A 12712-nucleotide genomic window follows, 5' to 3' on the forward strand; every position below is an offset into this window, starting at 1 on the left:
TTAGCGCTCCTCTCCGGTGCGGCCACCGGTCTCGGTGCCGACGCGACCGTTCGGGTCGGTGTCGGGGCCGCCCAGCAGCTCCTCGGCGACGGACTTGTCCGGCTCGGGGGACTCCATGGTCCCGACCTCCGGGTGGTGCAGGTCGAACGCCGGCCGCTCGGAGCGGATCCGCGGGATCGACTCGAAGTTGTGCCTCGGGGGCGGGCACGAGGTGGCCCACTCCAGCGAACCGCCCCAGCCCCACGGGTCGTTCACGGTGACCTTGGGCGTCTTGAAGCTGTGCCACACGTTGTAGAAGAACGGCAGCATCGAGACGGCCAGCACGAACGAGGAGACCGTCGAGAGCTGGTTCATCCAGGTGAACCCGTCCTCGGGCATGTAGTCGGCGTACCGGCGCGGCATCCCGATGACACCCAGCCAGTGCTGGATGAGGAAGGTGCCGTGGAAGCCCAGGAAGAGGAGCCAGAAGTGCACCTTGCCCAGGGTCTCGTTGAGCATGTGGCCGGTGAGCTTGGGCCACCAGAAGTAGTAGCCGGCGAACATCGCGAAGACGACCGTGCCGAAGACCACGTAGTGGAAGTGGGCCACGACGAAGTAGGAGTCGGTGACGTGGAAGTCCAGGGCCGGGCTGGCCAGGATGACGCCCGTCAGTCCGCCGAAGAGGAAGGTCACCAGGAAGCCGACCGCCCACAGCATCGGGGTGTCCATCGAGATGGACCCCTTCCACATGGTGCCGATCCAGTTGAAGAACTTCACCCCGGTCGGGACCGCGATGAGCATCGTCATGATCGCGAAGAACTCGAGCAGGACCGCGCCGGTGGCGTACATGTGGTGCGCCCACACCGACACCGACAGGGCGCCGATCGCCATCGTGGCGAAGATCAGGGTCTTGTAGCCGAAGAGCGGCTTGCGCGAGAACACCGGGATGATCTCGGTGATGATGCCGAAGAACGGCAGCGCGATGATGTAGACCTCGGGGTGGCCGAAGAACCAGAACAGGTGCTGCCAGAGCATGGCGCCACCGTGGGACGGGTCGTAGATGTGCCACCCGAAGATGCGGTCGACCGCCATCCCGAAGAACGCGGCGGCCAGCACCGGGAAGACCATGAGGACCAGGATCGAGGTCACCAGGATGTTCCAGGTGAAGACCGGCATCCGGAACATGGTCATGCCGGGGGCGCGCATGCACACGATGGTGGTGACGAAGTTGACCGCACCGAAGATCGTGGCGAAACCGGTCACCGCCAGGCCGAGGACCCACAGGTCACCGCCGAGGCCGGGGCTGTGCGTCGGGCCGGCCAGCGGCTGGTAGGCGAACCAGCCGAAGGACGCGGCGCCCGAGGGGGTGAGGAAACCGCCGACGGCGATGAGGCTGCCGAAGAAGAACATCCAGTAGGCGAGCATGTTCAGCCGCGGGAACGCCACGTCCGGGGCGCCGATCTGCAGCGGGATGAGCGCGTTGGCGAACCCGGCGAACAGCGGGGTCGCGAACATCAGCAGCATGATCGTGCCGTGCATGGTGAACAGCTGGTTGAACTGGTCGGGGTTGTCCACGACCTGCAGACCGGGCGTGAACAGCTCGGCGCGGATGATGAGGGCCATGAGGCCGCCGACGACGAACCACGCCATCGTGGTGGCGAAGTAGAGGTTGCCGATGACCTTGTGGTCGGTGGTCGTGAGGACCTTGACGGCCAGCCGGACGAAGGAGTCCTTGTCCTCCGGCCGCCTGGGTGGGGTCAGTGCCCCCTGCGTGTCTGGTGAGGTGATGATCGCCACTGGTAGTCCTCCGCGTCAGCGTCCGGCCGGCTCGACGAGCTTGTCCTGCTGGTCGATCTGAAGTTCGTACTGGTCGAGGTCGTTGCCCAGGATGCCGGTGTTGCCGGAGTCCCGCAGGCCCTCGATGAAGGTCTCGTACTCGCCCTGGGGGACGACCTCGACCTGGAAGAGCATCTCGGAGTGGTAGGCGCCGCAGAGCTCGGCGCACTTGCCCTGGAAGACCCCCTCCTCGGTGGTCGTCACCTGGAAGATGTTGACGCGCCCGGGCACCATGTCCAGCTTCTGCAGGAACTGCGGCACCCAGAACGAGTGGATGACGTCGCGCGAGGTGAGCACGAACTCCACCCGGCTGTCGACCGGCAGGACCATCGTGGGCAGGGTCTCGGGCAGGCCCTCCTCGCCCTTGTTCAGGTCGTTGGCCTGGATGCCGGAGACGTGGACGTCCTCGTTGATGTAGTTGAAGTCCCAGCTCCACTTCTTGCCGGCGACGTTGACGACCACGTCCGGGTCGTCCTGCCGCTCCAGCATCGTGTTCTGGACCTCGACGGTCTTGCCGAAGATCGCCGCGACCATGAGGATCGGGACGACCGTGTAGAGGATCTCCAGCGGCACGTGGTAGCGGAACTGCGGGGGCAGATCGTCCTCGCTCCGGCGGCGGTAGGCGAAGACGGCCCACAGCATGAGGCCCCAGACGAGCAGGCCGATGACCAGCGCCGCGATCCAGACCGCGTTCCAGAAGAAGACGATGTCGTCGCCCGCCTCGGTCACGGGCTCGGGGAGGTAGCCCCGGGTGAAGGCCTCGCCGCAGCCGGACAGGAGCACCGCGGCCATGCCGGCGGTCGCGACCAGGCCGAACCGTCGGGCGGACCGACCGCCGGGCCTGATGTTCTCACGCCTCTGCACTGGACACCTCACACTTTCTCGGACCTTCACCGGGCATGACGTTCGCACACCTTACCGTCACCACTCGGGGATTCTCGCACGACGTGCGACGGCTTGTCGTGCATCCCGCGCCACCGTTCCGGAAGGTCCTCGGCGACCGCGGTGGACAGCATCCTCAGGTATGCCGTGCGGGGCACGTCCCGCACCCCCAGCGAGGCCAGGTGCGGGGTGGACCACTGCACGTCCACCACCCACGGCAGGCCGTCCTCGGAGAGCACCTGCACGAGCCCGACCACGGCGGCCTTGGACGCGTCGGTGACGCGCCGGAACTTGGACTCGGCGGCGAACAACCGCCCCACCGCCAGCCCGTACAGCCCGCCCACCAGGGCACCGTCCTGCCAGACCTCCACCGAGTGCGCCCAGCCGAGCTCGTGCAGACGGGTGTATGCCGTCACGAACGCCGGCGTGATCCACCGCCCGCCGCGCGCGGGGTCGGCGCACCCGGCGACCACGTCCTCGAAGGCGGTGTCCACCCGCAGCTCGAAGCCGCGCAGGGACCGGCGCAGGGACCGGGAGACGTGCAGGTCCCCCGGCAACAGGACCCCCCTCGGGTCGGGCGACCACCAGCCCAGCGGCGGCCGTCCACCCACGCCCAGGCCCATGGGGAACAGGCCCGAGCGGTAGGCCTGCAGGACCGTCCCCGGCTCCAGGTCGGCCCCGATCCCCACGAGGTCGTCCCCCGGCGTGGCGCCCTCGGCGGTGAGGTGCCACTGCGTGGGTGGCGGCTCGACGGGCATGGGCACATGGTCGCAAACCCGGGCACCCGGTGCGCGAGCGCGCCGCTCCCCGTCCCCCGCAGCTCCCCTGGCCCTCGAGGCTCCCCCTGCCCTCGCGGCATACCCCCTCGGTCCGCGGCATGCCCCCGGGACGACGAAACGCCCCCGTCCCGGCGGGGACGAGGGCGTGTCGTGCAGGCTCAGCTGAAGCTGTCGCCGCAGGCGCAGGAACTGCCCGCGTTGGGGTTGTCGATGGTGAAGCCCTGCTTCTCGATGGTGTCCGCGAAGTCGATCGTGGCCCCGTCGAGGTAGGGGGAGCTCATCCGGTCGACGACGACCTCGACGCCACCGAAGTCGGCGACCAGGTCGCCGTCGAGGGTGCGCTCGTCGAAGTACAGCTGGTAGATGAGGCCGGAGCAGCCGCCGGGCTGGACCCCGATGCGCAGGCGGAGGTCGTCGCGACCCTCCTGCGCCAGCAGGCTCTTCACCTTCTCGGAGGCCACGTCGGTCAGGGTCACGCCGTGGGTCGTGGTGCTCTGGGTGGTGTCGGTCATGCTGCGGGGTCCTCTCGCTGAGGTGGTCGGTCTGTGGAGGCAACGTCGTCGTACCGGCTGGTGTTCCCGGCCCGGGCGAGCCTTCCGGGGCCAGCCTACGTCAGGTCCGAGCCTGCTCCGACAATTCGTCGATTCGTCGTTTTCCTGGGCGGGTCCGCGGCGCGACGGATCAGGCGCGGGGCGGCGGGGTCCACGTCCGGGCGACCCGGGCAGCGGTCGCGCCCAGGTCCTCCCCGGCGCGGGGCTCGTAGCTGCCGCTGACCCCCAGGGCCATCCCCTCCCGTCGCCCGACGGCCACCTCCCCCGCGAGCACGACCGTCGGGGTGGCGGTCTCCAGCGCGGCCCGCGCGGTCTCGGCGACGACGCCGTCGTGGACGGTCGCCCCGTCGTAGGCGGTCGTCACCAGGACGAGCAGCGAACCGGGCAGGCGCCCGCGCAGGCCGAGCTCGTCGAGCAGCAGCCTGGCCCCCGGGACCGTGCGCGCACCGAGCAGCTGCAGCGCGTAGCCCACGCCGCCTCCGGCACCGGCCCCCGCCTCGCGCTCGGGGCGGCGCGGCAGGCCGGTGAGCAGGTCCCGGGCGGGCGGCAGGACCTGGTTGACCCGGTCGCTGAGGCGGCCCAGCCCGCCCTCGAGCCGCTGGGAGACCTCGGGGGCCACGCCGTGGTGCTCGGTCAGCAGGGCGCTGGCGCCGCCGAAGCCCAGCAGGGTCGCCTCCGTCGTCGTGGCGAGGACGAGGTGGACGCCGCCCCACTCTGCGCGGACCGCGGGCAACCGGGCCAGGTCCTCCCCCGCACCCAGGGCGGTGAGCAGGCCGAGGCCGCCGTCGTGGCAGGCCAGCGGGCCCACGCCGACGACGATCCGGTCCGCCCCCGCGCCCCGCGCGGCGGTGAGGAGCGCACCCACGCCGGCACTCGTCATACCCTCCGGGTCGCGGAGCGACTCGTTGTCTATCAGGTGCCGTCCGCAGGCCTGGGCGGTGTCGAGGTATGCGGTGCGCGTCCCGTCGCGCTCGACGAGCGCGATCCCGGCGGGCACCTCTCCCCCGGCGGGTCCGGGGACGACGACCGGGTGGACGGTCCCGCCCAGCGTGCGTGCCACGGCCTCGGCGAACCCGGCTCCCCCGGCGTGGCTGGCGTGCGCCTCGACCGTGGCGTGCGTCGCGGTGGCGGACCACCCGGCGGCGGCCTGCTCGGCGGCCTCGTGCGGGCCGAGGTCGCCGAAACCCTCGGCCACCACGACGACGCGGGGTCCGGCCGGTGCCATGGTCAGGCGTAGACCATCTGCATCGCCTCGCGCACCTCGTCGAGGGTGGCGTCGGCGACCGCGTTGGCCCTGGCGTTGCCCTCGGCGAGGAGGCGGCGCAGCTCGGCGGGGTCGGCGTCGAGCTCGGCGCGGCGGGCGCGGACGGGCGCGAAGTACTCGTTGACCGCCTCGGTGACGAGCTTCTTCAGCGTTCCCGAACCGCCGTCGCCGATCTCCTCGGCGACCGCGCGGGGGTCGCGGCCGGTGGTCAGGCCGGCGATCTGCAGGAGGTTCGACACGCCGGGGCGCGCCTGCGGGTCGTAGGTGATGTGCCGGTCGGAGTCGGTGACCGCCTTCTTGAGCACCTTGGCGGTCTCGTCGGCGCTCATCCGCAGCTCGATGGTGTTGCCGCGCGACTTGCTCATCTTGGTGCCGTCGGTGCCGAGCAGGTTGGGCACCTCGGAGAGCAGGGCGTCGGGGGCCGGGAAGACCGGCGCGCTCTTGTCGCCGGCGCGGCCGTAGCGCTCGTCGAACCGCCGGGCGACGACGCGGGTCTGCTCCAGGTGGGGCAGCTGGTCCTTGCCGACCGGCACGACGTTGGCCTTGCAGAAGAGGATGTCGGCGGCCTGGTGGACCGGGTAGGTGAGCATGAGCCCGCTCATCGGCCGGCCGCCCGTCGCCTCCTGCTCGGCCTTGACGGTGGGGTTGCGCCGCAGCTCGCTGTCGGTGACCAGGGATAGGAACGGCAGCATGAGCTGGTTGAGCGCCGGGACCTGGGAGTGGGCGAAGATCGTCGTCCGGGCCGGGTCGAGGCCGATGGCGAGATAGTCGGCCAGCAGGCTGAAGACGCGCTCCTGCATGAGGTCGACGCCGTCGCGGTCGGTGATGACCTGGTAGTCGGCGATGAGGACGAAGGTGTCCACGCCCTTGTCCTGCAGGGCGACGCGGTTGCGCAGGGACCCGAAGTAGTGGCCCAGGTGCAGGTGGCCGGTGGGCCGGTCGCCGGTCAGCATCCGGAACTGACCGGGGTCGGTCTCCAGCTGGCGCTCGATCTCGGCGCTGCGGGCCACGCTGCGGGCGAGCGAGGCGGCGGAGGTGGAGTCGGCCAGGGCCTCGGAGCTGTCGTCCAGGGGGGTCACGGGTGCGTCGGTCACGGGGACCGATGCTACGGGACGGGACGCGCTATGATGGTCGTCACGTCAGCCCCGGGGAGGGGGCCCTCCGAGGTTGGCAGCGGCCGCGCTGTGGCCGATGTCTCAGGTGAACTCTGGGCGCAGGCTGTGCGCAGAGGCTTGACCCGGGGGCACCGGACGCTACAGTGAGGCCAGCGCCCGTGCTACCACCCAGTGTCGACAAGGGGAACCAACAGTGACTTCTCAGCAGACCGGTGGGCTCAAGCCCACCCGTAGGACCTTGGTCAAGGGGGCTGCATGGAGCGTCCCCGTCGTGGCGATGGGGCAGACCGCCCGAGCACAGGACGCGGCCTGCTCGCCCTTGTCGTGCCCGTGCCTCACAGTGGACACCACCGCCGATGCTTGCCGCTGCCCGGGCCAGAGCGCCGATGGCTATGAGTTCGCCTACTTCATGGACGTCTGCTTCTACAGCGACTGCACCACGGACACCACAGTGACGGTGACCCGGGTCTACACCAATGTCGACCTCGGCCTTGAGGCGCCTCAGACTCTCCTCGTTCCGGCTGGAGGCTTCGCTTGCCTGACGCAGGACGTCTGGTACTCCTCCAACAGCAACGTCAACGTCAACGTGGACTTCTTTATCGGTGACGCGTCCGACAACATCCTGACGCTGGGATTCAAGGCCCCCGTGCAGGAGTGCACCAACTGCGCAGGCACGACCGCGTCCACTGATGAGGCCACCGAGTCGGCGCGGATTTCCAGCACGGAAGCCGACGCCCAGGAGGAGGCCACAGCAGTCGAGCCTGCCCCAACTACGGTCGAGCCGGCTCCGGCGGAATCCACCACCGACCAGGCCGAGACCACGGCTGGCCCGACCGGCTGACAACGCCTTACCGAGAAGGCCCCCGAACCGCAACGGTTCGGGGGCCTTCTCGCGTCCGGGGCGCCGGGCGCAGCAGTCAGCGCATCGACTCCCGGCCCGCCGGCTCGTCCCACACGGAGGTGTCCGGTCCCTTCGGCACGACGCCGGTCGGGTTGATGTCCAGGTGCGTGGCGTAGTAGTGCGCCTTGATGTGGTCGAAGTTCACCGTCGAGCCGAAGTCCCACGTCTGCCACAGGTCACGCGCGTACGCCCACAGCGCCGGCATCTCGGTCAGCTTCTGCCGGTTGCACTTGAAGTGCCCGTGGTAGGCCGCGTCGAAGCGCACCAGCGTCGGCCACAGCCGGATGTCGGCCAGGGTCAGCTGCTCCCCCACGAGGTACCGCTGACCTGAGAGCCGCTCCTCCAACCAGTCCATCCGCGCCCACAGCGCGTCGTAGGCCTTCTCGTAGGCCTCCTGCTTCCCGGCGAAACCGCACTTGTAGACCCCGTTGTTGAGGTCGTGGTAGACGAGCTGGTTGACCTCCTCGATCTCCTCGCGCAGGTGCTCGGGCCACAGGTCCGGGGCGTCGGGACGCCGGTGCTCGTCCCACTCGGTGACGAAGTCCTTGACGATCTGGTCGAAGTCGTTGGTCACCACCATCCGCGTCCGCGTGTCCACGACCGCCGGCACCGTGACGCCCGACTCCGGGTAGCCGTCCGGCCGCGCGTCGTAGGCGTCCTTGAGCTTGGGGATGTCGAGCACCGGGTCGACGCCGCCGGGGTCCAGGTCGAAGGTCCAGCTGTCCTCGTCATGCACCGGTCCGGCGACCGCCATCGAGATCACGTCCTCCAGCCCCATGAGCTTGCGGGTCAGGATCGTCCGGTGTGCCCACGGGCACGCCCTCGACACCGCGAGGCGGTAGCGGCCCGGCTCCACGGCATACCCGTCCCGCCCGTCCTTGGTGATCCGGGTCTCGATGTAGCGGGCCTTGCGCTCGTAGCTGTCCTGCACGTACGCGCCGGTGCCGCCCTGCTCGGTCGTCTGGTCCTCACTCATGCGTGCCATCCTCGCCCAGAGCACCGAGGCGTTCCAGCAGAAGGGCCTCGGCGATGCACACCCGCTCGAACTCGCCCAGGTGCAGGCTCTCGTTCGCCGCGTGCGCCCGGGTGTCGGGGTCCTCGACGCCGGTGACGAGGATCGCCGCGTCCGGGAAGCGCTCGGCGAAGGCCGCGACGAACGGGATCGACCCGCCGACGCCGATGTCGACCGGCTCGGTCCCGTCCCACGCGTCGCGGAAGGCGGCACGCGCCGCGTCGTACACCGGCCCCTGTGCGTCCGCGGCGAACCCGCGCCCGTCGTCGTCGTGGGTCACCGTCACCTGACACCCCCAGGGGGCGTTCGTCTCGAGGTGGTGGACCAGAGCCTGGTATGCCGTGCGCGGATCCTCCGCGGGGTGGATCCGCATCGACAGCTTGGCCCGGCCCACGGGGGTGAGCAGGTTGGCGGCCTTGTCCACCGACGGGGCGTCGATGCCGATGACCGTCATCGAGGGCTTCGTCCACTGGCGCGACAGGATCGACCCGGTGCCGATCGGCTGGACGCCCTCGGCGAGGCTGGAGTCGCGCCGCAGGTCCTCCTCGGAGTAGTCCAGGTCGGCGGCCTCGCTGCTCATCAGCCCCTCGACGGCGACGTCGCCGTGCTCGTCGTGCAGGGTCGCCACCAGCCGGCACAGGGCGGTGAGGCCGTCGGGGACCGGACCGCCGTAGAGACCGGAGTGGACCCCGTGGTCCAGCGCCCGGACCTCGACCACCGCGCGGACCAGGCCGCGCAGGGTCGTGGTGAGCGCGGGGACGCCGATCTTCCAGTTGTGCGAGTCCGCCAGGACGATCGCGTCGCAGGCAAGCCGGTCGCCGTGGCGCTCGAGGATGCGCGGCAAGCTATCGGAGCCGACCTCCTCCTCCCCCTCGACGAAGACGGTCACGCCGACCGGCGGCCGGTCACCGTGGGCCCGGAGCGCGGCCACGTGCGCCATCACGCCGGCCTTGTCGTCGGCCACGCCCCGGCCGTAGAGCCGCTCCCCCACCAGCGTCGGCTCGAAGACCGGGGTGTCCCAGTCGGCCTCGTCGCCGGGCGGCTGCACGTCGTGGTGGGCGTAGAGCAGGACGGTCGGCGATCCCTGCGGACCGGGGCGGTGGCCGATGACGGCGGGACGGCCGCCCTCGCGGACGATCTCGACCTCCATCCCCTCGGCGCGCAGCAGGTCGGCGACGGTCTCGGCGCTGTCCTCCACGTGCCGCTGGTCGAAGGAGTCGAGCGAGACCGAGGGGATGCGGGTCAGCGCCTCCAGGTCGGAGCGGACGCCGGGCAACAGGTCGCGCACGCGGGCGGCCAGCTCCTGGGTGCGCTCGGGAGAGGTGTGGTGGCTCATGCACCCGACCCTAGGGTGCGCCCCGGTGCCTGGCAGGGGCGGGTGGCGCGGCCGCATACACTGGGTCGGTGCTGTTCGGGAAGAAGACGACGGAGACCGCCACGTCCACCACGACCTCGGTGGAGCCGGTCGGCGACCCGTCGCGCCCCTCCGGCAAGGGGCGTCCGACCCCCAAGCGGCGCGAGGCCGAGGCGGCCAACCGGCGCCCGCTCGTGACCGGCAGCACCAAGGGGAGGTCGCCGGAGGAGAAGCAGAAGATCCGGGAGCAGCGCGCCCGGGTCCGGGAGGGGATGCTGCGCGGCGAGGAGAAGTACCTGCCGCCGCGCGACCGGGGTCCGGAGCGTCGGTTCCTGCGCGACGCGGTCGACCGCCGGTGGAACATCGGCGAGATCCTGCTGCCGGTGATGATCCTCATCCTGGCGCTGTCGCTCCTGCCCTTCGGCTGGGCGCAGAACGGGATGTTCCTGTCGGCCTACGCCCTGATGCTCTTCGGCATCATCGACTCCTGGCTGCTGTGGAAGCGCACCAAGAAGGACTTCGTCGCCGAGTTCGGGCACGAGCCGGCCAAGGGGTCGGCCTGGTACGTCGTGCTGCGCGCCTTCCAGATGCGCGGCTCGCGCATCCCGCGACCGGCGGTCGACCGCGGCGCGGACCTCGTCCGGCGCTGACGACCCGGGCGCGCCTGCTCGTCACCCGCGCCGGCTAATCAGACCGGCGCCTGCGTCATCCCTGCGCGCCTGCTCGTCACACGCGCCCGCCGTCAGACCGGCGATTGGGCCATCCCTGCGCGACTGCTCGTCACACCGGCGACACGCCCGGCCGGATCGACCCCTGGGGTGCACGTGAACCCGTCAGGTCGAGTCGCCCGTGCGTGTCCCGACTCTCCGCGTCACTCCGCGGCCGGGCTCAGGCTCATCGGCCCGTAGACGACGTCCTCGTCGCGCTTCAGCGTCACCGCCTGCACCCCGGCGTCGGCCAGCGTGCCCCACTCCTGGGACAACCACGCCTCGGCGTCCGCCTGGGTCGGGAAGGTCACCGACGCCATGCCCAGGTCGCTCACCGGTGTGCCGTCGGCCTGCTCGTAGCTCCACGTCCAGCTCTCGCTCATGGGCCCACCGTAGGCGGATCGGTGCAGCCTGACCATCCGGCGGCGGTCGACCTCACCGTCCGGTGGCCTTGGGACGTCCCCGTCGGCGGCGTCCACCTCCGGTGGTCGACCTGCCGACGTCGGTGCCGCTCACTAGGCTGACGACGAGGCGGGTCGACCCGGGCCCGCCACGACGAAGGGACGACCATGCTCGAGGACCTCATGCGCGCCATCCCGACCGACCAGCTCGCGCAGCGGGTCGGTGCCAGCGAGGACGAGACCCGCGAGGCCGTGCGCACCGCGCTGCCCGCCCTGGTCGCCGGTCTCGGCGCCAACGCCCAGCAGCCGCAGGGGGCCGCGTCGCTGCTGGACGCGCTGGGCCAGCACCAGGACGACCTCGCCGACGACCCGCGGGTGGACGCCGTCGACGAGCAGGACGGTGAGAAGATCGTCAGCCACGTCTTCGGCGGCCGGACCGACGACGTCGCCCAGCAGCTCGGTGGCCTCGGCGGCCCGCAGACCTCGGCGCTCGTGCGCCGGCTGCTGCCGATCCTCGCGCCGATCGTGCTCTCCTGGCTGGCCAAGCAGGTCAGCGGCCGGGCGGGTGGCGGCCTCGGGGATGGTGGCGGCGGACGGACGACCGACATGGGTGGCGGCCGTAGCAGGGACACCGGTGGCGGTGGCGCCGGCACGACGGACGGGCCGTTCGGACGGATGGACGGTGAGCGGGACGCACCCGTCGACGTCGACCTCCCCCGGGGCGACCGCGACGGCACGGCCGACGCCCGGCGCCCCGGCGGCCAGGGCGGGGACCTGACCTCGGTGCTGCAGGACGTCCTCGGCGGCGCGCTCGGTGGTGCGACCGGTCGGGGGCAGCAGTCCCAGGGTGGCGGTTCGATCCTCGGCGACGTGCTCGGCGGCATCCTCGGCCGCCGCTGACGGACCGCCCCGGGGCGTCCAGGGGCGGGGTGCGGGTCGCTATGCTGTGCCCACCGCGCCCCCGCCCGTCCCGTCCCCCGTGGCCGTCTGGTGCGCCGGTGCGCACGCGAGCGAGACCGACCGAGGAGACGCTGCCCATGACGACGACCCTGGTGATCGGTGGCCCCCGCAACGGGACGGCCCGGCACGCCCGTTCCCTCTTCTCCGGACACCCGCAGGTGACCTGCGTGGTGACCGCGGACGAGGACGGGGCGGACCAGGGTCCTGGCACGCCCGACGGGTGGCGCGTCGTGCGCACCCGGGACCTCAGCCGCGCGCTCCTCGGCTCCCGCCACCCGGTGCTGGTGGACGACCTCACCTGCTGGCTCCGCGGCATCCTCGACGACCAGCAGCTCTGGGACGACCCGGCCGCCGCCCACGAGACGGTGGAGGACCGGCTCGCCGAGCTCACGGTGGCGGCCAGCGCGATGCCCTTCGACGTGATCGTGCTCAGCGCCGAACCCTCGTGGTCGCCCCGCCCCACCGACGACCGTGACGCCCTGTTCGTCGACCTGCTCGAGCACACCAACGAACGGGTCTCCGCCGTCAGCGGCCAGGTCCACGCCGTCCTGGCCGGCCGCGTGCTGGACCTCAGCGACGCGGCGCTCGTCGGCCGCTGACCGACAGCTCCGTCACCGGCACGCACGGCGGCCCCGGACCTCTCGGTCCGGGGCCGCCGCTGGTGCCGGGCAACCCTCCGGCGTCGGCGTGGAGGAGCTACTCCGCGGCCCGACCGTGCGCGCCGAACCAGGCGGACGCCTTCTGCGCCGGCGCCCAGTCCGGCGACGCCTCGACCGGCCCGGCACCGCACGCGCCCTCCACCACGTCGGCCGGGTGGGACGGACCACCGACCGCGACGGCCATCCCACCGGCCCCCAGGACCCCGGCCAGCGCTCCGGCGGAGACGCTGGCGAGGATCCGGCGACGAACTGCTGCGTCCATCTCTGCCATCTCCTTGATCGCCCCCCGCCCGGGGCTCGTCGCCCGGACCG

Annotated in this window: 14 protein-coding genes; 4 read left to right on the plus strand and 10 right to left on the minus strand. The window is 71.5% G+C overall.

Features of this window, described 5'->3' with window-relative positions:
• The 6 genes from ctaD to trpS form a co-directional block, all read right to left on the minus strand.
• Positions 1-1776 (minus strand): aa3-type cytochrome oxidase subunit I, encoded by a 1776-nt coding sequence (gene ctaD / locus ACWHYA_RS16280; RefSeq protein WP_425940538.1) that lies wholly within the window; start codon positions 1774-1776, stop codon positions 1-3.
• Between the two features lie 15 nt (positions 1777-1791).
• Positions 1792-2679 carry an aa3-type cytochrome oxidase subunit II gene (gene ctaC, locus ACWHYA_RS16285; RefSeq protein WP_425940536.1) on the minus strand — a complete coding sequence of 296 codons (888 nt, stop codon included), beginning with the start codon at positions 2677-2679 and terminating at the stop codon, positions 1792-1794.
• Positions 2680-2705: 26 nt separating this feature from the next.
• The gene (aat, locus tag ACWHYA_RS16290) at positions 2706-3455 is read right to left on the minus strand and encodes a leucyl/phenylalanyl-tRNA--protein transferase (RefSeq protein ID WP_425940534.1); all 750 of its coding nucleotides are present in this window, start codon (positions 3453-3455) and stop codon (positions 2706-2708) included.
• A 179-nt stretch (positions 3456-3634) separates the two neighbouring features.
• Positions 3635-3988, minus strand: coding sequence for a HesB/IscA family protein (locus ACWHYA_RS16295; RefSeq protein ID WP_425940533.1), 354 nt, complete (start codon positions 3986-3988; stop codon positions 3635-3637).
• Between the two features lie 169 nt (positions 3989-4157).
• Complete coding sequence (locus tag ACWHYA_RS16300) at positions 4158-5252, minus strand: glycerate kinase (protein WP_425940531.1); 1095 nt, start codon at positions 5250-5252, stop codon at positions 4158-4160.
• Between the two features lie 2 nt (positions 5253-5254).
• Positions 5255-6385, minus strand: a complete 1131-nt coding sequence (trpS, locus tag ACWHYA_RS16305) for a tryptophan--tRNA ligase (protein ID WP_425940529.1) — start codon at positions 6383-6385, stop codon at positions 5255-5257.
• A 361-nt stretch (positions 6386-6746) separates the two neighbouring features.
• Here trpS and ACWHYA_RS16310 point away from each other — a divergent pair, with 361 nt between their 5' ends.
• The gene (locus ACWHYA_RS16310; protein WP_425940527.1) at positions 6747-7247 is read left to right on the plus strand and encodes a hypothetical protein; all 501 of its coding nucleotides are present in this window, start codon (positions 6747-6749) and stop codon (positions 7245-7247) included.
• A gap of 76 nt (positions 7248-7323) precedes the next feature.
• On the opposite strand, the gene ACWHYA_RS16315 is transcribed toward ACWHYA_RS16310, so the two are convergent.
• Together ACWHYA_RS16315 and ACWHYA_RS16320 are read right to left on the minus strand one after the other, a co-directional pair.
• Positions 7324-8283, minus strand: a complete 960-nt coding sequence (locus ACWHYA_RS16315) for a glutathione S-transferase family protein (RefSeq protein WP_425940525.1) — start codon at positions 8281-8283, stop codon at positions 7324-7326.
• Entirely contained in the window at positions 8276-9655 is a 1380-nt protein-coding gene (locus ACWHYA_RS16320) for a dipeptidase (protein WP_425940523.1), read from the minus strand. The genes ACWHYA_RS16315 and ACWHYA_RS16320 overlap by 8 nt, the downstream gene beginning before the upstream one ends.
• Before the next feature lie 68 nt (positions 9656-9723).
• On the opposite strand from ACWHYA_RS16320, the gene ACWHYA_RS16325 reads away from it, so the two are divergent.
• The gene (locus ACWHYA_RS16325; RefSeq protein WP_425940521.1) at positions 9724-10323 is read left to right on the plus strand and encodes a DUF3043 domain-containing protein; all 600 of its coding nucleotides are present in this window, start codon (positions 9724-9726) and stop codon (positions 10321-10323) included.
• A 221-nt stretch (positions 10324-10544) separates the two neighbouring features.
• Here ACWHYA_RS16325 and ACWHYA_RS16330 read toward each other — a convergent pair whose 3' ends face one another.
• A complete protein-coding gene (locus ACWHYA_RS16330; RefSeq protein ID WP_425940520.1) occupies positions 10545-10763 on the minus strand; it encodes a hypothetical protein in 219 nt (72 codons plus the stop codon).
• Between the two features lie 186 nt (positions 10764-10949).
• Here ACWHYA_RS16330 and ACWHYA_RS16335 point away from each other — a divergent pair, with 186 nt between their 5' ends.
• Together ACWHYA_RS16335 and ACWHYA_RS16340 are read left to right on the plus strand one after the other, a co-directional pair.
• Positions 10950-11681, plus strand: coding sequence for a DUF937 domain-containing protein (locus ACWHYA_RS16335; protein WP_425940518.1), 732 nt, complete (start codon positions 10950-10952; stop codon positions 11679-11681).
• Between the two features lie 137 nt (positions 11682-11818).
• Positions 11819-12340, plus strand: a complete 522-nt coding sequence (locus ACWHYA_RS16340) for a bifunctional adenosylcobinamide kinase/adenosylcobinamide-phosphate guanylyltransferase (RefSeq protein WP_425940517.1) — start codon at positions 11819-11821, stop codon at positions 12338-12340.
• Positions 12341-12437: 97 nt separating this feature from the next.
• Here ACWHYA_RS16340 and ACWHYA_RS16345 read toward each other — a convergent pair whose 3' ends face one another.
• Entirely contained in the window at positions 12438-12671 is a 234-nt protein-coding gene (locus ACWHYA_RS16345; protein WP_431473687.1) for a hypothetical protein, read from the minus strand.
• Between the last annotated feature and the right edge of the window lie 41 nt (positions 12672-12712).

It is taken from the genome of Ornithinimicrobium carbonis, assembly GCF_977012275.1.

Excerpts from the sequence above, each read along its gene's own strand:
- ACWHYA_RS16340 (WP_425940517.1), top strand. The coding sequence starts at position 11,819 with ATGACGACGACCCTGGTGATCGGTGGCCCCCGCAACGGGACGGCCCGG.
- ACWHYA_RS16330 (WP_425940520.1), bottom strand. The coding sequence starts at position 10,763 with ATGAGCGAGAGCTGGACGTGGAGCTACGAGCAGGCCGACGGCACACCG.
- ACWHYA_RS16295 (WP_425940533.1), bottom strand. The coding sequence starts at position 3,988 with ATGACCGACACCACCCAGAGCACCACGACCCACGGCGTGACCCTGACC.
- ACWHYA_RS16345 (WP_431473687.1), bottom strand. The coding sequence starts at position 12,671 with ATGGCAGAGATGGACGCAGCAGTTCGTCGCCGGATCCTCGCCAGCGTC.
- ACWHYA_RS16300 (WP_425940531.1), bottom strand. The coding sequence starts at position 5,252 with ATGGCACCGGCCGGACCCCGCGTCGTCGTGGTGGCCGAGGGTTTCGGC.
- ACWHYA_RS16315 (WP_425940525.1), bottom strand. The coding sequence starts at position 8,283 with ATGAGTGAGGACCAGACGACCGAGCAGGGCGGCACCGGCGCGTACGTG.
- ACWHYA_RS16320 (WP_425940523.1), bottom strand. The coding sequence starts at position 9,655 with ATGAGCCACCACACCTCTCCCGAGCGCACCCAGGAGCTGGCCGCCCGC.
- ACWHYA_RS16335 (WP_425940518.1), top strand. The coding sequence starts at position 10,950 with ATGCTCGAGGACCTCATGCGCGCCATCCCGACCGACCAGCTCGCGCAG.
- aat (WP_425940534.1), bottom strand. The coding sequence starts at position 3,455 with ATGCCCGTCGAGCCGCCACCCACGCAGTGGCACCTCACCGCCGAGGGC.